The organism is Xanthomonas sp. NCPPB 2632, from assembly GCF_041228075.2.
Lineage (GTDB): Bacteria > Pseudomonadota > Gammaproteobacteria > Xanthomonadales > Rhodanobacteraceae > Luteibacter.
This window is the reverse complement of the sequence record NZ_CM192979.1, coordinates 699,882-718,640: the sequence shown is the minus strand read 5'-3', so window position 1 is coordinate 718,640 and position 18,759 is coordinate 699,882. Positions and strand designations below refer to the sequence as shown.

The 18,759-nt window shown below is 67.4% G+C and carries 15 protein-coding genes and 1 riboswitch; of the genes, 9 read left to right on the top strand and 6 right to left on the bottom strand.

Annotated elements, in window-relative coordinates; all coding sequences use genetic code 11:
• Positions 1-12: 12 nt before the first annotated feature.
• Positions 13-1,494, bottom strand: coding sequence for a xylulokinase (gene xylB / locus AB8808_RS03185; protein WP_369926683.1), 1,482 nt, complete (start codon positions 1,492-1,494; stop codon positions 13-15).
• Between the two features lie 13 nt (positions 1,495-1,507).
• The gene (gene xylA / locus AB8808_RS03180) at positions 1,508-2,824 is read right to left on the bottom strand and encodes a xylose isomerase (RefSeq protein ID WP_369926681.1); all 1,317 of its coding nucleotides are present in this window, start codon (positions 2,822-2,824) and stop codon (positions 1,508-1,510) included.
• A gap of 153 nt (positions 2,825-2,977) precedes the next feature.
• Here xylA and AB8808_RS03175 point away from each other — a divergent pair, with 153 nt between their 5' ends.
• The 3 genes from AB8808_RS03175 to AB8808_RS03165 all read left to right on the top strand — a co-directional run bounded on the left by AB8808_RS03175 (position 2,978) and on the right by AB8808_RS03165 (position 7,263).
• Complete coding sequence (locus AB8808_RS03175) at positions 2,978-4,156, top strand: XylR family transcriptional regulator (protein WP_369926679.1); 1,179 nt, start codon at positions 2,978-2,980, stop codon at positions 4,154-4,156.
• Between the two features lie 27 nt (positions 4,157-4,183).
• Positions 4,184-5,230 carry an aldose epimerase family protein gene (locus tag AB8808_RS03170; RefSeq protein WP_369926677.1) on the top strand — a complete coding sequence of 349 codons (1,047 nt, stop codon included), beginning with the start codon at positions 4,184-4,186 and terminating at the stop codon, positions 5,228-5,230.
• A 161-nt stretch (positions 5,231-5,391) separates the two neighbouring features.
• Positions 5,392-7,263, top strand: coding sequence for an ATP-binding cassette domain-containing protein (locus tag AB8808_RS03165; protein WP_369926675.1), 1,872 nt, complete (start codon positions 5,392-5,394; stop codon positions 7,261-7,263).
• 133 nt (positions 7,264-7,396) lie between these two features.
• Here the strand turns inward: AB8808_RS03165 and ppc are convergent, their stop codons facing one another.
• Positions 7,397-10,102: a phosphoenolpyruvate carboxylase gene (ppc, locus tag AB8808_RS03160; protein ID WP_369926673.1), complete on the bottom strand. Its 2,706-nt coding sequence runs from the start codon at positions 10,100-10,102 to the stop codon at positions 7,397-7,399.
• A gap of 92 nt (positions 10,103-10,194) precedes the next feature.
• Positions 10,195-10,276, top strand: a riboswitch (S-adenosyl-L-homocysteine riboswitch).
• An 18-nt stretch (positions 10,277-10,294) separates the two neighbouring features.
• On the opposite strand from ppc, the gene ahcY reads away from it, so the two are divergent.
• Complete coding sequence (ahcY, locus tag AB8808_RS03155) at positions 10,295-11,725, top strand: adenosylhomocysteinase (protein ID WP_369926671.1); 1,431 nt, start codon at positions 10,295-10,297, stop codon at positions 11,723-11,725.
• Between the two features lie 233 nt (positions 11,726-11,958).
• Here the strand turns inward: ahcY and AB8808_RS03150 are convergent, their stop codons facing one another.
• A complete protein-coding gene (locus tag AB8808_RS03150) occupies positions 11,959-12,471 on the bottom strand; it encodes a DUF4232 domain-containing protein (protein WP_369926669.1) in 513 nt (170 codons plus the stop codon).
• Positions 12,472-12,613: 142 nt separating this feature from the next.
• Here AB8808_RS03150 and metF point away from each other — a divergent pair, with 142 nt between their 5' ends.
• Together metF and AB8808_RS03140 are read left to right on the top strand one after the other, a co-directional pair.
• Complete coding sequence (metF, locus tag AB8808_RS03145; RefSeq protein ID WP_369926667.1) at positions 12,614-13,435, top strand: methylenetetrahydrofolate reductase [NAD(P)H]; 822 nt, start codon at positions 12,614-12,616, stop codon at positions 13,433-13,435.
• Between the two features lie 53 nt (positions 13,436-13,488).
• Positions 13,489-14,526, top strand: coding sequence for a CDP-glycerol glycerophosphotransferase family protein (locus AB8808_RS03140; protein WP_369926665.1), 1,038 nt, complete (start codon positions 13,489-13,491; stop codon positions 14,524-14,526).
• Positions 14,527-14,529: 3 nt separating this feature from the next.
• Here the strand turns inward: AB8808_RS03140 and AB8808_RS03135 are convergent, their stop codons facing one another.
• Complete coding sequence (locus AB8808_RS03135) at positions 14,530-15,318, bottom strand: glycosyltransferase family 2 protein (protein WP_369926663.1); 789 nt, start codon at positions 15,316-15,318, stop codon at positions 14,530-14,532.
• Between the two features lie 150 nt (positions 15,319-15,468).
• Between AB8808_RS03135 and AB8808_RS03130 the strand changes: the two genes are divergently transcribed.
• The 3 genes from AB8808_RS03130 to AB8808_RS03120 all read left to right on the top strand — a co-directional run bounded on the left by AB8808_RS03130 (position 15,469) and on the right by AB8808_RS03120 (position 17,871).
• Entirely contained in the window at positions 15,469-15,999 is a 531-nt protein-coding gene (locus AB8808_RS03130) for a DUF4124 domain-containing protein (RefSeq protein WP_369926661.1), read from the top strand.
• A gap of 65 nt (positions 16,000-16,064) precedes the next feature.
• Positions 16,065-16,982, top strand: coding sequence for a branched-chain amino acid transaminase (locus AB8808_RS03125; RefSeq protein ID WP_369926659.1), 918 nt, complete (start codon positions 16,065-16,067; stop codon positions 16,980-16,982).
• A 64-nt stretch (positions 16,983-17,046) separates the two neighbouring features.
• Positions 17,047-17,871 (top strand): DUF2846 domain-containing protein, encoded by an 825-nt coding sequence (locus AB8808_RS03120; protein ID WP_369926657.1) that lies wholly within the window; start codon positions 17,047-17,049, stop codon positions 17,869-17,871.
• Between the two features lies 1 nt (position 17,872).
• Here the strand turns inward: AB8808_RS03120 and AB8808_RS03115 are convergent, their stop codons facing one another.
• The gene (locus AB8808_RS03115; RefSeq protein ID WP_369926655.1) at positions 17,873-18,748 is read right to left on the bottom strand and encodes a hypothetical protein; all 876 of its coding nucleotides are present in this window, start codon (positions 18,746-18,748) and stop codon (positions 17,873-17,875) included.
• Between the last annotated feature and the right edge of the window lie 11 nt (positions 18,749-18,759).

Genomic DNA, 18,759 nt, shown 5'->3' with positions numbered 1-18,759 from the left:
AAAAAACGCGCCTCAGGGGGCGTCGGAATACAGCGGCTTCAAACGCTCGTACGAGCGGCGGAACAGAGGGTGACGCGTTTGCAGGAAATATGCATGACGCGCTGCATCGGGCTCGCGCACGGCGGTCACCTCGGGCATCGGGCAGACCTCGTCCAGCGTGGCGTCGGTATCGACGGCCAGCCGGGCCAGGCGCGCCGCGCCCAGGGCCGGCCCCACCTCGCCACCGCTGCGAAGCACCAGCTTCTTGCCGAGTATGTCGGCCAGCATCTGGGTCCAATAGGCGCTGCGCGACCCGCCACCGATCACCGTGACCTCGTCGGCCACCAGGCCGGTGGATTCCACGGCGAGCAGGCCGTCGAGCAGACCGAGCCCCACGCCTTCGAGCGTGGCGTTGGCCAGGTCGGCGCGCGACGTGCCCGGCACCAGGTGCGTGAACGAACCGCGGGCGTGGGCATCGTTGTGCGGCGTGCGCTCGCCGGTGAGGTAAGGCAGGAACATCGGGCCGTCCGCCTTGAGACCGGACGCCTCCGCCTCGGCGAGCAGGGCGGGTACGTCGGTGAAGCCGGTGAGCCGCGCGGTGAAGTCCAGGCAGCTGGCCGCGTTGAGCATCACCGACATCAGGTGCCAGGTATCGGGTAGCGCGTGGCAGAAGCTGTGCACCGCCTGTTCGGGACTGGCGCGGAAACCGTCGGAGACGGCGAAGTACACACCCGACGTACCCAGCGAGAGCATTGCCTGTCCGCTGCGTACGATGCCGACGCCCACGGCGCCGGCGGCATTGTCACCGCCACCGGCCGCGACCGGCACGGTGTCCATGCCCCAGCGATCGGCCAGGGCCTGGCTCAGCCGGCCCGCCGGCTGGCTGCCTTCGAACACCTCCGGCATGTGCGAGCGATCCAGGCCCGTGGCGGCCAGCATCGCGTCGCTCCACTGGCGCTTGCCGACATCCAGCCACAGGGTGCCGGCGGCGTCGGACGCATCGGTCATGTACTGGCTGGTCAACCGGAGCCGCAGGTAATCCTTCGGCAGCAGCACCTTCGCCACCCGAGCGAAGATGTCCGGCTCGTGCGTGCGTACCCACGCCAGCTTGGGCGCGGTGAAGCCGGGGAACGCCACGTTGCCGGTGATCTCGCGGAACCCGGGCACGTTCTCCAGTTCGAGGCATTCGCGATCGGCGCGGGTGTCGTTCCAGAGGATCGCCGGACGCAGGACGGCATCGTCCGCGTCCAGCAGCGTGGCCCCGTGCATCTGCCCGGACAGGCCGATGGCGGCCACGCGGCGGGCATCGGTGCCCTCGAGCACTTCGGCCACGGCCGCTTCGGTCGCGGTCCACCAGGTGGCCGGGTCCTGCTCGGACCAGCGCGGTTTGGGGTGGGATACCTCCAGCGGGCTGGAGGCACTGGCCCGCACCGCCCCGGTATCGTCGATGAGCACCGCCTTGACCGATGAGGTGCCGAGGTCGATGCCCAGGTACATGCGTTCCTTTGCTTCCATGACGGGTTCCCGGTCAACCGTAGATATAGCGGTTGACGATGTTCTCGAGCAACTCCTGGCCGCCGGAGACATGCTTCGGCTGGATGTCACGCGTCATGGCTTCATCCGACAGCGATGCGAGGGTAAACCCACCGTTGAGGATCTTCGCACCCAGCTCGGCATCCCAGCCCGCGTAACGCTTCGCCTTGAAATCGGCGATGGCGTCGCGCTCGATCATCTTCGCCGCACGCTCGAGGCTGAGCGCCAGCGCATCGATGCCGCCGATGTGGCCGTGGAAGAGGTCTTCCGCCGCGCTGCTCTGGCGACGCACCTTGGTGTCGAAGTTGTAGCCGCCCGTGGTGAAGCCGCCGGCCTTGAGGATCTCGTAGGTCACCAGCGTGAGTTCCTCGACGCTATTGGGGAACTGGTCGGTATCCCAGCCGTTCTGCGGATCGCCACGGTTGGCGTCGATGGAACCGAACAGGCCCAGCGCGATGGAGGTGGCCACCTCGTGCTGGAACGAATGCCCCGCCAGCGTGGCGTGGTTGGCTTCGAGGTTGGTCTTGATCTCGTTTTCCAGCCCGAAATCCTTGAGGAATCCGTAGACCGTGGCGCTGTCGTAGTCGTACTGGTGCTTGGTCGGCTCCTGCGGCTTGGGCTCGATCAGGATCGTGCCCTTGAAGCCCAGCTTGTGCTTGTGCTCCACCACCATCTGGAGGAAGCGGCCCAGCTGCGCGCGCTCGCGTTTCAGATCGGTGTTGAGCAGGGTCTCGTAGCCCTCGCGGCCGCCCCACAGCACGTAGTTCTCACCGCCCAGGCGGTGCGTGGCTTCCATCGCGTGGCGCACCTGGGTGGCCGCGTAGGCGAACACTTCCGGCTGCGGGTTGGTCGCGGCGCCGGCGGCGTAACGCGGGTTGCTGAACACGTTGGCGGTGCCCCACAGCAGCTTGACGCCGGTCTCGGCCTGCTTCTGTTCCAGCACGTCGACCATGGCGGCGAAGTTGTTGCGGTACTCCGCCAGATTGGCGCCTTCCGGTGCCACGTCGGTGTCGTGGAAGGTGTAGAACGGCGTGCCCAGGCGCGAGAAGAAATCGAAGGCGGCATCGGCTTTCTCGCGGGCCTTGCTCATCGGATCGCCGGCGGTCTGCCAGGGACGCTCGAACGTGCCCGCGCCGAATACGTCGGAGCCCGGCCACACGAACGTGTGCCAGTAGCAGACGGCCAGGCGCAGGTGCTCGGCCATGCTCTTGCCCAGGATCTGCTTCTTCGCATCGTAGTGATGGAACGCCAGCGGGTTGTCCGAGCCGGGGCCCTCGAAGGCGATGTTGGGAATATGGGAAAAGTACGACATAACGAATCCTTGACAAACATGGGGACGAATCGTGTCGATGCTGACTAGCCCAGGGCATCCGGCGCAATTGCGATTTCCCTCGCCGCCCCGGTACTTTTCTTTGCCGCGCTGCGTCATGGCCGGAAACAGCGATTCCTGCTAGTTTTCGCGGCCATGGCACCGCACCGCATCGCCCTGCTCTTCAATGCCAACAAGGTGTACGACCGCCAGGTCATCGCCGGCATCGGGTATTACCTCAACAGCACGCGGGTGGAGTGGGACCTCTTCATGGAAGAGGACTTCCGCAGCCGCATGCGAGACATCCACCTGTTCCGTGGCGACGGCGTCATCGCCGACTTCGACGATCCCGAGGCCCCGGATGCGCTGCGCGACCTGCACATCCCCGTGGTAGCGGTCGGCGGCTCGTACCGCGACGCCGCCGACTACCCGGTCGGCGTGCCATACATCGCCACCGACAACGTCCGCCTCGTGCGCCTGGCCTACGATCACCTGATCGAGCAGGGGCTGACGCGATTCGCCTTCTACGGCATTCCCCGCAGCCCCGGCAGCCGCTGGGCCCAGGAGCGCGAGCACGCCTTCCAGGCCATGGTCGACGAGGAATCGGTGGACGGCGTGTTGTACGAGGGCTCGCCCACCAGCGCGGGCGGCTGGGGCCATGCGGTCGAGGAACTGGTCACCTGGCTGGCGGAGCTGCCCAAGCCGATCGGCATCATCGCGGTCACCGACGCGCGCGCGCGCCAGCTGTTGCAGGCGTGCGTGATGGGCGGCTTCGCCGTGCCCGAACAGATCGCCATCGTCGGTATCGACAACGACCCCATGGCGCAGCTGCTCACCCGCATTCCGCTCACTTCCGTGATCCAGGGCGCGGAGGAAATGGGCCGCACCGCCGCCCACCTGCTGCACCAGATGCTGCGCGGCGTGGACTGCTCGGCCTCGCGCGTGCTGGTACCGCCGGTAGGCATCAACGTGCAGGTGTCCAGCCGGTTCCAGCCGATGCGCAGCCCGCACGTCATGCGCGCCAGCCACTACATCCGCCAGTACGGCTGCCTGGGCATCAAGACCGAACAGGTGGCCGACTACGTGGGCGTGTCCCGCACCGTGCTCGAGGAACACTTCAAGCGCGAACTGAAGCAGACCGTCCACCAGGTGATCCTCAAGCACAAGCTGGACACCGCCTGCGACCTGATCGCGCACTCCGAGGTGCCGCTGGGCGACATCGCGCTGCGCTGCGGTTTCACGTCGCTGCAATACATGTATGCGGTATTCCGTCGCGAGTACGACTGCACGCCACGCCAATACCTCGACCTCCATCGCAAGACGGCGGCCACCTGACCGCCTTCCGCAAGGAACGCTTCATCCATGCCCGTATCCAACGCCACCGCCTGGGGCCACCTCCCCGACGGCCGCCCGCTCCATCGCTGGACCCTGCGCAACGCCCGCGGCGCCCAGGTCGACATCGCCGACCTGGGAGGCACCCTGCTCTCCTGGCAGTCGCCGGACCGCCAGGGCCGGATGGGCGAGGTGCTGCTCGGACACGCCGACGCAGCCCAATACCTAGCCTCCGACGCCTACATGGGCGCCATCGTGGGCCGCTGGGCCAACCGCATCCGCGGCGGCCGGTTCCGGCTGGACGGCATCGACTACCGCGTAGACCGCAACGATGGCGGCAACCACCTGCACGGCGGCCACGAGGGCTTCCACGTGCAGCGCTGGGATGTCGAACCGGATGGCGATTCGCTGGTGTTGCGCCTGGTCTCACCCGAAGGCGACGGCGGTTTTCCCGGCGAGGTAAGCGTGGAACTGCAGGTGCGCCTGGACGACGAGGGCACGCTGGACCTGACCTATGTCGCCACGAGCGATGCGCCGACGCCGCTAAGCCTCACCGCCCATCCTTATTTCAACCTCAACGACCGCCGGCCGGATATCCGTGACCATATGCTGCGGATCGACGCCGACGAGTTCCTGGCGATCGATGCCGGCGCCATTCCCGTGGGACGCCAGCATGTCGCCGGCACGGCCTTCGATTTCCGCGAGGCCGCCCCGATCGGCTCACGCCTGCACTGGCCCGATCCCCAGTTGCGCCTGGTCGGCGGGTTCGACCATTGCTACGTACCGCAGGGCCCGGCCGGCGCGACCCCACGCACGGTGGCCGTGGTCAGCGAACCCGCCAGCGGCCGCCGGCTGACCGTGGCGACCGACCGCCCCGGACTGCAGTTCTACAGCGGGCAGAAACTCGCCGGCCAGCTCGATCGCCATGGCGAGGTCTACGGGCCATTCGCCGGCTTCGCCCTGGAAACCCAGGCTTTTCCCGACCAGATCAACAGCCCCGAGGCCGAGGCGGTCGTGCTCCGCCCCGGCACCCCCTGGCGCCAGCACACGCGCTATACCCTCGGCACAGGGGCGTAGGAGCGCACGATGTGCGCGAAAAGCCAACAGGGCGGCGACGCGGCCACGTAGCGACGTAGCGACGCGGCACCGCCCATCGCGCACATCGTGCGCTCCTACACCCCCTTCGTACAGCGCGACCGATCCACCCCGTGCCCCGCTACCCGGTTACAATCGCGGGTATGTCTCTTATTCAATTGCTCAATGTCGACTACAGCGTCGGCGGTCCGCTCCTGCTCGAACAGGTGAACCTCTCCCTCGACGCGGGCGAGCGCGTCTGCGTGGTCGGGCGCAACGGCGCGGGCAAGTCCACGCTGATGAAGCTCATCGCCGGCGAGATCCATGCCGAGGACGGCGAGATCCGCCTGCAGGGCGGCACGCGCATCGCGCGTCTGACGCAGGAAGTGCCGCAGGACACCACCGGCAGCGTGTTCGACGTGGTGGCCGAGGGTCTGGGCGAGCTGGGCCACCTGCTCGCGCGGTACCACCACCTTCTGGAAGAAGGCGACATGGATGCCCTGGGCGATGTCCAGGCGCAGATCGAGGCACACAACGCGTGGGATCTGGATTCCCGCGTGCAGCAGGTCATCGAGCGCCTGGAACTGCCGGCCGAGACCGACTTCGCCGACCTCTCCGGCGGCATGAAGCGCCGCGTGCTGCTCGGCCAGGCACTGGTCCGCGACCCGAACCTGCTGTTGCTGGACGAGCCGACCAACCACCTGGACATCGAGGCGATCGCCTGGCTGGAAACCTTCCTCAAGGGCTTCGCCGGCAGCATCGTCTTCATCACCCATGACCGCAGCTTCCTGCGCGCGCTGGCCACCCGCATCGTCGAGATCGACCGCGGCAACGTCACCAGCTGGCCGGGCGACTACGACAACTACCTGCGCCGCCGCGAAGAGCGCCTGCACGCCGAGGCGCAAGCCACGGCGCATTTCGACCGCAAGCTGGCCCAGGAAGAAGTGTGGATCCGCCAGGGCATCAAGGCGCGCCGCACCCGCAACGAAGGCCGCGTCCGCGCATTGAAGGCCCTGCGTCGCGAGCGCGCCGAGCGTCGCGAGCAGACCGGCACGGCCAAGATCACCCTGGGCAGCGCGCAGGCCTCGGGCCGCAAGGTGGTCGACCTCAAGCACGTCACCCATGGCTACGCCGGCCGCACGCTGCTCCGCGACCTGTCCACCACCATCATGCGCGGCGACCGCGTCGGCATCATGGGCCCCAACGGCGCGGGCAAGTCCACCCTGCTGAAGATCCTGCTGGGCGAGCTGAAGCCGCAAACCGGCGAATCCACGCTCGGCACCAGCCTGCAGATAGCCTACTTCGACCAGCACCGCTCCACGCTGGACGACACCGCGAACGCCCTGGACAACGTGGCCGAAGGGCGTGAGTACATCGAGCTCAACGGGCAGCGCAAGCACATCATCGGCTACCTGCAGGATTTCCTGTTCTCGCCCGAGCGCGCACGCGCGCCGATCACCCGACTGTCGGGCGGCGAGCGCAACCGCCTGCTGCTGGCCAAGCTGTTCGCACAGCCGTCCAACCTGCTGGTGATGGACGAACCGACCAACGACCTCGACGTCGAGACGCTGGAACTGCTGGAAGAGCTGCTCAACGAATACACCGGCACGCTGTTGCTGGTGTCGCACGACCGCGACTTCATCGACAACGTGGTCACCAGCACGCTGGTGCTGGAAGGCGACGGCGAAGTCGGCGAGTACATCGGCGGCTACAGCGACTGGCTGCGCCAGAAGCCGGCCATCGAGGCGGCCCGCGCCGCCAGCGCAAAGGCCTCCGCACCGGCGCCCGCTGCGGCAACGCCGCCCCCGGCCGCGCCGAAGAAGAAGCTGTCGTTCAAGGAACAGCGCGAGCTGGACCTGCTGCCGGCGAAGCTCGAGCAGCTCGAGACCGAGATCGCGAAGCGCACCGAGGCGATGAACGACCCGAAGTATTACCAGCAGGATGCCGCGGCCATCACCCGCGCCAACGACGAACTGGCGAAGCTGCAGGCCGAGCTGGATGTGGCGTTCGCGCGGTGGGAAGAGCTCGAGGGTTGAGGGGCGTTAAAAGCATCGCCCACATCGTGGGCTCCTACCCGGCCTCGCCCCGGTAGGAGCGCACGATGTGCGCGAAAAGCCAACAAAGCGGCAACGCGGCAAGTCCCATCGTTGCCGCGTCGCGCGCCCGATCTCACCCCGTGTTCTGCAACCCCTGCGACACGCCATTGACGCAGGCCACCAGGGCATTGAGCAACGCATCGTCCTTACCCTCCGTCGCCCGCCAGCGGCGCAGCAGGTCCACCTGCAAGAGACTCATCGGGTCCACGTACGGGTTGCGCAGGCGGATGGATGTAGCCAGCCGCGGGTCACCGGCCAGCAACTCGCTGGCGCCCTTCAGCTTCAGCACCCAGGCCACCGTGCGCTCGAATTCGGCGCGGATCATCGGGAAGAACCGCTCGTGCAGCGGCCCGGCCAGGCGCGAGAACGCTTCCGCGATGTCGATATCGGCCTTGGCCAGCACCATCTCCACATCGTCGAGCATCGTCGAGAAGAACGGCCACTCGTGGGCCATGCGGACCAGGTCGTCTTCGCCGCATTCCTTCGCCACGGCGTCCAGCGCGCTACCCAGGCCGTACCAGCCGGTGAGCACCGCACGACACTGGGTCCACGAGAACACCCAGGGAATGGCGCGCAGGTCTTCCACGCCCTTCATGCTGCGTCGACGCGCCGGGCGCGAGCCGAGGGTCATGCGCTCGATCACGTCGATCGGCGTGGCGCCGCGGAAATAGTCGACGAAACCCTCCGTATCGACGAAAGCGCGGTAGGCCTTGCGGCTTTCGTCGGACAGGCGGGCCATGAGGTCCTTCCAGCCGGCCTCGCGGGTCTCGGTCTCGCGCGGACGCAACGAGGCCCGCATTACGGCGCCCAGGGTCTGCTCCAGGTTGCGCACGGCCAGCGCGCGGATCCCGTATTTGCGATGGATCACCTCGCCCTGCTCGGTCACCCGCAACACGCCGCCGACCGAGCCGCGCGGCGAGGCCATCAGCGCAGGCGTGATCCGCGAGCCGCCACGGCTGGCCGAACCGCCACGACCGTGGAAGAAGGCCACGCGGATACCGGCCTTCGCGGCCACCTCGAGCAATTCGACCTGGGCGCGCTGCAGGCTCCATTTGGAAGCGACCGTGCCGCCATCCTTGCCGCTGTCGGAGTAACCGAGCATCACCCACTGGCGATCGCCGCGAGCCTTCAGGTGTTCGCGGTAGACCGGGTCGTCCAGCAGCGCCTGCAAGGTTGCCGCGCCGCCGGCGAGGTCGTCGATGGTCTCGAACAGCGGCGCCACGTCGAGCGGCACGCGACCGTCGTCGACCAGACCGCCCCGACGCGCCAGCGCCAGCACGGCCAGCACGTCGGCCGCGGTTTCGGCCATGCTGATGATGTAGAGGCCGGTGGCCTCGGTGCCGTAGCGCTGCCGCGCGTCCGCCAGCGTCGCGAACACGGCACGCAGCATCTCCGCCGCGTCGTGGCTTTCGCCGGCGGTGAAGGCGAGCTCGCCGGAGGCATACGGCCTCAGGGCCTCTACCCGTGCCCCGGTGTCGCGCTGCGCCCATTCGGCGTCGTCGAGTAGCGCACCCAGCGCCTCGTCGTGTACGCGGGCGTCCTGACGCACGTCCAGACGAGCCAGATGGAAGCCGAACGTGCGTGCGCGCCACAGCAGGCGGCCGACCGCATAAGCGCCGGCATGGCGGCCATCGTGATCGAGCAGGCTTCGCTCGATCAGCGCGATGTCGTCGATGAACGCATCGGCATCCGCGTAGGCCTGTGCCCCCTCGTGCAGCGTCGCCTCCAGGCGGGCCGCGACGAACGCCAGGAAGGTGCGATAAGGCATGTCCGCGTGACGCGGGCGGATGCGCGCCGCCGCCTCGGGAAGATCGTCGCGGTAGGTGTGCAGGCGCCGCGCCAGCGTGTCGTCCAGGGTCACGCGATCGTCGGTCTGGCTGAGCAGGCGGCCCAGCGCCGTGACGTCTTCGAGGTAACGCTCCAGCACCAGTGCGCGCTGTGCGGACAGCGTGGCGGCAATGGTGTCGGCGTTGACGTTGGGGTTGCCGTCCATGTCGCCACCCACCCAGGTGGCGAAGCGGAGCAGGCGGGGAATCGTGATGCCCTCGCCATAGGTCTCGTCGATGGCCTGCCGCAGCGCCTCGTAAAGGGCCGGCAGCACGCGGTAGATCGGCCGGGCGATATAGAACCCGACGTGATCGAACTCGTCCTGGACGCTGGGCCGCACCGGCGATGCTTCGGCGGTCTGCCACCCCGAGGACAGCGCCATGAGGATGCGCGCGTCGTCGTCACGGCGCTCCTGCGGTGTACGCGAAGGATCGAACTCGTCGACCAGCGCGCGCACGATTTCCTGTTCCTTCTCCAGTAACGACCGGCGCACCGCCTCGGTGGGATGCGCCGTGAACACCGGCTCCACGTCGAGCCGGTCCAGCAGGGAAGCCAGCTCCTCGCGACCGACCCCGTCCTTCTTCAGCCGGGCCAGCACGGCGGCCAGCGACTCGGGCTGGGCCGACCCGCCCTCGCGCTGGTAATCGCGACGGCGGCGGATGCGATGCACGCGCTCCGCGGTGTTCACCGCCTGGAAGTAGGTGGCGAAGGCGCGGGCCAGGGACTCCGCGTCGGCGGCCTCCAGCCCGGTCAGGGTATCGGCCAGGGCGTCCACGGCGGCTCCGCTGCGCCGGCGGTGGATGGCCGCGGTGCGTACATGCTCCACCCGTTCGAAGAAGGGCTGACCGCCCTGCTCGGCCAGCATCTGGCCCACCAGGGCACCGAGGCGGCGCACGTCCTCGCGCAGGGGGCCGTCGTGGGGCAGGAATTCGGGATCGCGCGCAGCTTCCATCGGACTCTCACGTAAGACGAAACCCCGAGAGTACCGAAAAACGTGTTCATCCTTGCATCCGGATTCCGCGATATAATCGCCGGACCGTTTTGCCCGTCGAGGGGCGCTGCGACCATGGGCATCGTCCCCTGGCCAGGCTCGACGCGGCGTCCCACCAAACGGCGCCCCCGTGAACTCCCGGAGCTACGCCAGATGAACGCCGTTACCAAAGACCAAGCCTTCGACGATTTCAAGGTCCGCGATATCTCGCAGGCCGCCCTCGGCCGCCGCCGCATCCGCATGGCGGAAGAGGAAATGCCGGGCCTGATGCAGATCCGCGCCCGCTACGCCAACGAAAAGCCGCTCAAGGGCGTGCGCCTGTCGGGCTCGCTGCACGTGACCAAGGAAACGGCCGTGCTCGCCGAGACCCTGCGCGAGCTGGGTGCGTCCGTGCGCTGGGCCTCCTGCAACATCTTCTCCACCCAGGACGACGTCGCCGCGGCCCTCGCCGCCGACAGCCTGCCGGTGTTCGCCTGGAAGGGCGAGTCGCTGGAGGAGTACTGGGAGTGCACGCTGGACATGCTGACCCACCCGGGTGAGCTGGGCCCGCAGCTGATCGTGGACGACGGTGGCGACGCCACCCTGTTCATCCACAAGGGCGTGGAGCTGGAAGACGGCAGCGACTGGGTCAACACCCCCAGCGGCAGCCACGAGGAGCAGGTCATCAAGGATCTGGTCAAGAAGACGGCCGCCGCGCGTCCGGGCTGGTTCAAGAAGGTGGCCGCCGAGTGGAAGGGCGTCTCCGAGGAAACCACCACCGGCGTGCATCGCCTCTACCAGCTGGCCGAAGCCGGCAAGCTGCTGATCCCGGCGATCAACGTCAACGATTCGGTCACCAAGAGCAAGTTCGACAACCTCTACGGTTGCCGTGAGTCGCTGGCCGACGGCATCAAGCGCGCCACCGATCTCATGGTGGCCGGCAAGGTCGCCGTGGTCTGCGGTTACGGCGACGTGGGCAAGGGCTGTGCCCATTCGCTCAAGGGCTTCGGCGCCCGCGTGATCGTCACCGAGATCGACCCGATCAACGCCCTGCAGGCAGCGATGGAAGGTTTCCAGGTCACCACGATCGAAGAGACCCTGGGCCTGGGCGACATCTACGTCACCACCACGGGCAACAAGGACATCATCACGCTCGAGCACATGGCGGCGATGAAGAACAACGCCCTGGTCTGCAACATCGGCCACTTCGACAACGAGATCCAGATCGATCGCCTTAACGGCGCGAAGGATGTCACCCGCGAGACGATCAAGCCTCAGGTGGATCGCTACACCTTCGCCAAGGGCAACGCCATCTACATGCTGGCTGAAGGTCGCCTGGTCAACCTCGGTTGCGCCCATGGCCACCCGAGCTTCGTCATGTCGAACAGCTTCTCCAACCAGACGCTGGCGCAGATCGACCTGTGGAAGAACAAGGATACTTACGAGAAGAAGGTGTACCGCCTGTCGAAGAAGCTGGACGAGGAAGTGGCTCGCCTGCACCTCGCACAGATCGGCGTGAAGCTGACCGTGCTGACCAAGGACCAGGCCGACTACATCGGCGTGCCGGTGGAAGGCCCGTACAAGCCGGATCACTACCGCTACTGATCGACGGTTCGTATCGTTGAAAAAGGAAGGCGCCTTCGGGCGCCTTTTTTATGGTTCGTCACGCATGACCGGGGCCGTCCCGAAGCCGAAGCCAGAGCCATCGTCCCTCGTAGGGCGCGGCGATGAGGCGCTGGGTGGTCATCCTCTGAGCGAGTTCGGCCGCTTGCGGCCGCTGCCCGGGAGCAGAGGGTGACCGCCCGACGCCTCCTTTCCGGTAACGCGCGACGAACCTTCTATTGCTTCGATGTCATCGGCGGTTGCTCGACCTTCGCCGGCGCATCGCCCTGCGCGCACACATGCGCCTGCATTGGCCCCTCGATCACCGCGGTAGCGCCGAAACGGACGCGGACACGCGCCGAGGTGAAGCAGCGGCTCCGATCGTAAACCTCACCACTTATCCAGCGCAGGGTGGTCACCGCCTCCGTGCCCGGCGCCAGGCGCACCGGCAGCACGATGGGACCGGGATGCATGCCGGGAGGTGCGTTGCGTAGGGTCGGTTGCTCGGCGCCCGAGGCATCCAGAAAAACGACCGTCGGCAGGCCGGGAAGCAGGCAAGGCGTGCGACCCGTGTTGCGCACGATCAGCCGCGTGCCGCCATGTGACATACCGTTGAATTCGCCGTCGCCCGCGTCGGTGCGCACGGCGAGGTCTTCGGCGCGGCAGGCGGTGGGCGCCCGAGGAGAAGCGCCGGTGGCGGCGAGTCCCTTGGTAGCGATGATCGTGGCGAGTGCGAGGGAAGCGATCATGACGGGTCTCCTGGATGCCTTGTTTCTAGAGGCTACCGGTTGAACGGACGTGCAACAGGGCGGAGGCACCTTCCCTAACAGGCATCTTTCCATCGAGATATAAAGATATATACAATGACGGCGACCCTCCTGGATGCCGACCATGCCTGCGATCAGCTTCGAATTCTTCCCGCCCAAGACCGAAGAGCAGCGCGTCCAGCTCGATGCCGCCGTCGCCCGGCTCAAGAAGAGCGAGCCGGACTACGTCTCGGTGACCTTCGGTGCCGGCGGTTCGACCCTCAGCTACACGGACAGGACCGTGAAACAGCTGCGCCAGGAGCACGGGCTGTCAGTGGCCCCGCACCTGTCTTGCATGGGCGGCACGCGGGCCGAGATCGGCGAGCTGCTCGATACCTACAAGGCCTCGGGATGCCGGCGCATCGTCGCCCTCCGCGGCGACCTTCCCTCGGGCATGGCCACGCCAGGCGATTTCCGCTATGCGGCGGAGCTGGTCGCCTTCATACGAGAGCACAGCGGCGATCACTTCCACATCGAGGTGGCGGCCTATCCGGAAACGCACCCGCAGGCGGAGAACGCCCTGGCCGACCTGCGCCATTTCCGGGACAAGGTGGACGCGGGCGCGGATGGCGCGATCACGCAGTATTTCTTCAATGCCGATGCGTACTTCCGCTTCGTGGAAGACGTGACCCGCCTCGGCGTGAGTATCCCCATCGTGCCCGGCGTCATGCCGATCGCCAATTTCAGCCAGCTACGCCGGTTCTCGGAGCAGTGCGGCGCGGAGATTCCGCGGTGGATCGTCAAGCGCATGCAGGCCCATGGCGACGACGCGGCAGCGGTGCGTGAACTGGCGGCGGACGTGGTCGCCGAACTGTGCCGCCGATTGATCGACGGCGGCGCACCGGGCCTGCACTTCTACACAATCAACCGTGCACGCGCGACGACGGCGGTGCTCGACCGGTTATAGAGGCGTCGTCTTCTATACTTCGGCCCGTTCACCGACCCACCAGGAATTCCTGCATGCGCGCCTGCGTCATGTTCGCTACCGAAGCCTATGCGCTGCCGATCCTGCGCCCCCTGGCAGCGGCTGCCATGGCGCGGGGTATCGCGGTGCGCTGGCTGACGACCGATGCCGTGGCGGCCCGGCTGAGCAACGACGAAGTGCGCCTGCGCCAGCTGTCCGAAGCACGCGCCTTCGCACCGGATGCCACGTTCTGCGCCGCGAACTGGGCGCCACCCGGCATCCCGGGGCTCAAGGTGCAGGTGTTCCACGGCTTCAACGCGAACAAGCGTGAGCCGGATCGCGGCCACTTCGCCATCCGCGGCTTCTTCGATCTGTATACGACACAGGGGCCGGCGACGACGCTGCCCTTCCAGGCACTGGCGGCGCAGCACGGCCACTTTGCCGTGGTCGAGACGGGCTGGCCCAAGCTCGATCCCTTGTTCGGCCACAAGCCCAGCCCACTGATTGCAGGTGATGGTCGACCGGTGGTGATGTTCGCCTCCACCTTCAGTCATCGCCTCAGTTGCGCACCGGCGATGCGGGAGACGTTGCGTTCGCTCATCGCCCGTGGCGACCGCCATTGGCTGCTGACGCTGCACCCGAAGTCCGAGCCGGCACTCATCCAGGCCTATCGCGCGCTGGAGGCGCCCAATGCGCGCTACCTGGATGCCGAGCGACTGATCGACATGGAACGCGCCGCGGACGTGCTGGTCTGCGACACCTCGTCGGTGATCCACGAATTCGCGGTGCAGGACAAACCCGTGGTCACCGTGGCGAACCGGCGGCCCGAGCCGTTCATGCTGGACGTGGCGACGCCTGCCGAGGTGGATGCGGCCATCGACGTGGCGCTGTCGCACCCGGCACCGCTGATGGCGGCACTCGAGGCCCACGGCGACGACATCCACCCTTACCGCGACGGGCGTTCGAGCGAGCGCGTGCTCGATGCGACCGAAGCCATGCTTGCCGGCGGCGCGGCGCGGCCTGGTCGCAAACCACTCAATCCCGTGCGTCGCTACAAGGCCTGGCGCGATCGCGCGGCCCTGTTCGACCGGTGACCCTCAGGGCTTGAAGCCCTTCTGCAGCAGGTATTGCTTCACGTACTTGCGGCGAACGTATTCCACGCGAAGCAGGGCATAGATCAGCCCGCGCCAGCCGTCGAGGAAGCCGCCACGGAAGACATAGCCCTTGAGGAAACGGAACGCGGGGCTGAGCACGATCTGCGCCAGGCCCGTGCGCTTGCGCCTGGCGAAGGCCTCTTCGGCCATGAGGTGCGCGTAGCGTTCCTGCTTGGCCAGCATGGCCGACAGCGAACGGTAGGGATCGTGGTCGAGCCAGCCGTCGATGGTTTCCGTGCGGCCTTTGACCACGACGGATTCGTGGATCTCGCGGGCACCGTGCCAGCCCGCGGTGCGCCGGTCGAACAGGCGCACGACACGATCGGAGCCCGCGTTGCCGTGCTTCATCACCTTGCCGAGGAAGCGGTTGCGCCGGACGATGCGGAACGCGGCGGTGTCGCCGGTGCCCTTGGCGAAGCGGGCCAGGATCGCCGCGCGAAGACTGGGGTCCACCCATTCGTCCGCGTCCAGGCAAAGGACCCAGTCGTTGCGCGCGGCGGCGACGGCAAAATCCTTCTGCGTACGGAAGCCGTCGAACGGGCGGTGGATCACGCGCGCGCCCGCTGCTTCGGCCAGCGGGACGGTCGCGTCCAGGGAGCCGCCGTCCACGACGACCACGTCGTCGCAGAAGTCGGCGGAGGCGAGGCAGGCGACGATACGGTCGGCTTCGTTTTGCGCGATGACGCACAGGGAGATCGGCAAGCGCGACGTGTCGGCGGGGGTCGGGGCCATGAAGGTGTGGGCCGCTGCGTGGTGGGATGTGCCACTTTACCAGAGCCCCCCTACCGGACCGGTCGCGCCCCTCGCCCTCCGTTGCCGTCCGTCACCGTCCGTGGAGGCGTCGTGGGAGACGATGGTCACCCCCTTTCTCGCATGCCTCCCGTGAACCGTCAGCGCGCCCTTCCCACCCTCTGCACCCTGCTCGCGATCGCCGTGCCTGCCGCCGCGCAGACGGCCATTCATCGTTGCGTGGGGACGGACGGGCGCCCGGCGTTCACTGACCAGCCCTGCGGGACCATCGGCGCCACTCCGGTCCTGCCGCCCGCGGCTACGTCGGCCCGGCCAGGTGGCGCCGTCGCCGATGGCGCCTCGGTGGGGCTGCTCTGCGCCAAGAGCCTGGCCGACCTGCGCGGAAGCATCGCCCAGGCCTTCGCCCTGAAAAGCGCCAATCGTATCGGTGGGCTGGTGCTGTGGAACGCGTCGGGCCAGAGCGCAGCCGAGGGCATCCGCGGCATCGAGGCACTCATCCGCCAACCGCTGGTGTCGCTGGATGGCGATGAGGCGGCCGGCATCGACGTCGCGACCTCCGTACCCGGGGGCGGCCTGGCCACGCGCCACACGCATTTCGACGTGGTCCGCGATTCGGGATGCCTGTGGCTGCGTCCTCGCCCCCAGCCGTCCGCCTCGCCCTGACGCAACGCGCCATGTGCCGCCGCCTGGCACCCGTTATCATGGGCGGTCCCCTCCGGAGCGCTCACATGTCGCAGAATTACCCCGAATGGATCTGGCAGAACGGGCAGATCAAGCCCTGGCGCGATGCCACCGTCCACGTCATGGCCCACGCGCTGCATTACGGCTCGTCCGTTTTCGAAGGCATCCGCAGCTACAAGACGCCCGACGGCGCGGCGATCTTCCGTCTGACCGATCATCTCAAGCGGCTGTACCTGTCCGCGAAGATCTACGACATCGAGATCCCCTATTCGCTCGAGGAACTCGCGGCCGCCTGCCGTGAGGTGGTGAAGAAGAACGACCTGCAGGCCGCTTACCTGCGCCCGGTCGCATTCCGAGGCCTGGGCGGTTTCGGCCTCTCCGCCGACTGCCCGACCGACGTGGCCGTCGCCACCTGGCCCATGGGCCCCTACCTCGGTCCCGAGGCCCTGGAGAACGGCATCGACGCCTGCGTGTCGAGCTGGCAGCGGTTCGCACCCAACACCATCCCGGCCGGTGCCAAGGCCGGCGGCAACTACCTGTCCGGCCAGCTGATCGCGCGGGAAGCGCGCCGCCTCGGCTTCGGCGAGGGCATCGCGCTCGCCTCCACGGGTCTGCTGAGCGAGGGTGCCGGCGAGAACCTGTTCCTGGTCATCGACGGCGCGCTGCACACCACCCCGGCCAGTGCGTCGATCCTGACGGGCATCACGCGCCACACGCTGATGACGCTGGCCCGCGAGGACGGCCTCGAGGTGGTCGAGCGCGACCTGCCACGCGAGTACCTCTACCTGGCCGACGAGATCCTGATGTGCGGCACGGCGGCGGAAGTCACGCCCATCCGCTCGGTCGACGGCAAGCAGATCGGCAGCGGCAAGGCTGGCCCGATCACGCGCCGCCTGCAGGAGCAGTTCTTCGGGCTGTTCAGCGGCAAGACGACCGACCGCTGGGGCTGGCTCGAGCCGTTGTGATAAAACATCGCGCGCAGGGGGATGCCCTGCGCGCGATGTTCCGCATTCCACAGGGGGAAAACGAATGAAAATCCAGCAGGTCGCCGTCTGGGCGATAGCCGCCGCGTGCGCCGTCAGCGGTTGCGCCAGCGTACACAAGGCCGGCCAGGATGCCGATGCCAGGGCGAAGCGTTTCGCACCGGTTCCTGACAAGGCCTTGGTCTACATCTACCGCAATGAGATCCTCGGTACCGCAATCAAGCTTCCGGTCCTCGTCGATGGCATCGCCGTGGGCGACACCGGTCCCAACAGCTTCCTTGAAGTTGCCGTTCCCGGCGGCGACCACATCATTACGTCCAAGGGCGAAACGGACTCCACCCTATCCTTGGCCACCACTGCGGGCCAGGTGTACTACGTCTGGCAGGAGGTGAAGGTCGGCATGTGGGCAGCCAGTTCGCTGCTGCACCGCGTCGACGAAACCAAGGGCCAGAAAGGCGTCCGCGAGAGCAAGCTGCTCGTGACCGAAGCGCCGACGCTCCGGGCTCCCGACGACGCCATCGTCGCCCCGGCCCCGGCTTCGGCCACTGTTGCGCCGACCCATGCCGACGCTGTCGCAGCCCGCGTGACCGCGCCGCAAAGCGAGGTGGTGCCCTCATCAGCGTCGATGGCCGCGCCAGTCGCGCCAGTGAAGACCGAGTACGGCCTGGCCGCCCTGGACAACCGCATCGGCAAGCCGATGTTCGAGGCCGCGCAGGATGTGGCATCCGCCCACCAGTGCGAGCGCCTGCTGCGCGTGCGCAGCGTGGACGGGGACAACGCCCACTTCTTCAGCCGTTGCGACAGTGGCGGTGCACCGATCGAGATCCTGTGCAACGCCACCAGCTGCCACGAAGGCCCGCCGCAGGGGTGAATCAGTTACAGAAACCGTTCGGGAACGACGACGAGCGATAGGCATACAGCCAGCTCGTCTTCCCACCGTCGTTGGCAATGTTCCAGCCGTTGCCGATCGAGCCCATCGCCGTATTCAGCACCTGCGATCGCTGAAGCACCGGCGTGGTGAAATACTTGTCCGCATCCGCGTCCACGCGGAACGACAACTCGGCCAGTGCCGGCGTGGTTGCGCCGTCCACGTACCACAGCGTCAGCGTGAACTCGGCCACGGACTGGCCCAGGTCGGCGGTCGGGCCATCGTATTCCTGCTGGGTCACGGTGACGCCGGCCACCTTCGACAGCGTGGACGACGACAGCGACGACAACGCGGAAGCGCCGGGGAACTGCTTGATCAGGTCCGCCACCGTGCCGGGCGTGGTCGTCGCATCCTGCTTGGTCGAATGCGCCAGCACGAGGCCGCCGGGGGTGACGTCCGTTTCCAGCTTGGTCTTCTTGTTCTTGCCGACGCCGGACACGTCCGTGGCGTAGGATAGTTCCTCGTCCGGATGGCGGAACTTGAACTGGATGTCCTGGTCGTCGCCGGCGCGCGTGCGCACCGAGTAGCCCGCCTTCATCAGCGAGCAGCTGTGCGCCGTGTCGTAATAGGCCAGCGTGTCACGGTTGCCCGCGCTGAAACCGCCACCGACCGTCTTGTCGAAACCCAACGCGCTCAGGCGTGCGGACAGGTTCTGCAGCAGCGTGCCGGCCGCGCTGGACGGGTTGCTGGCAAAGCGCGACGCGTCCAGCAGCACCTTGTATTCCTTGCTGTCGACATAGGCCGGGCTGTTGGCGTGGCTGGCGAACGAGCCCAGCAGGAGGCTGGCCGAAAGCAGCGAGAGAACCGTACGTTTCATCATGCGCGTGACCC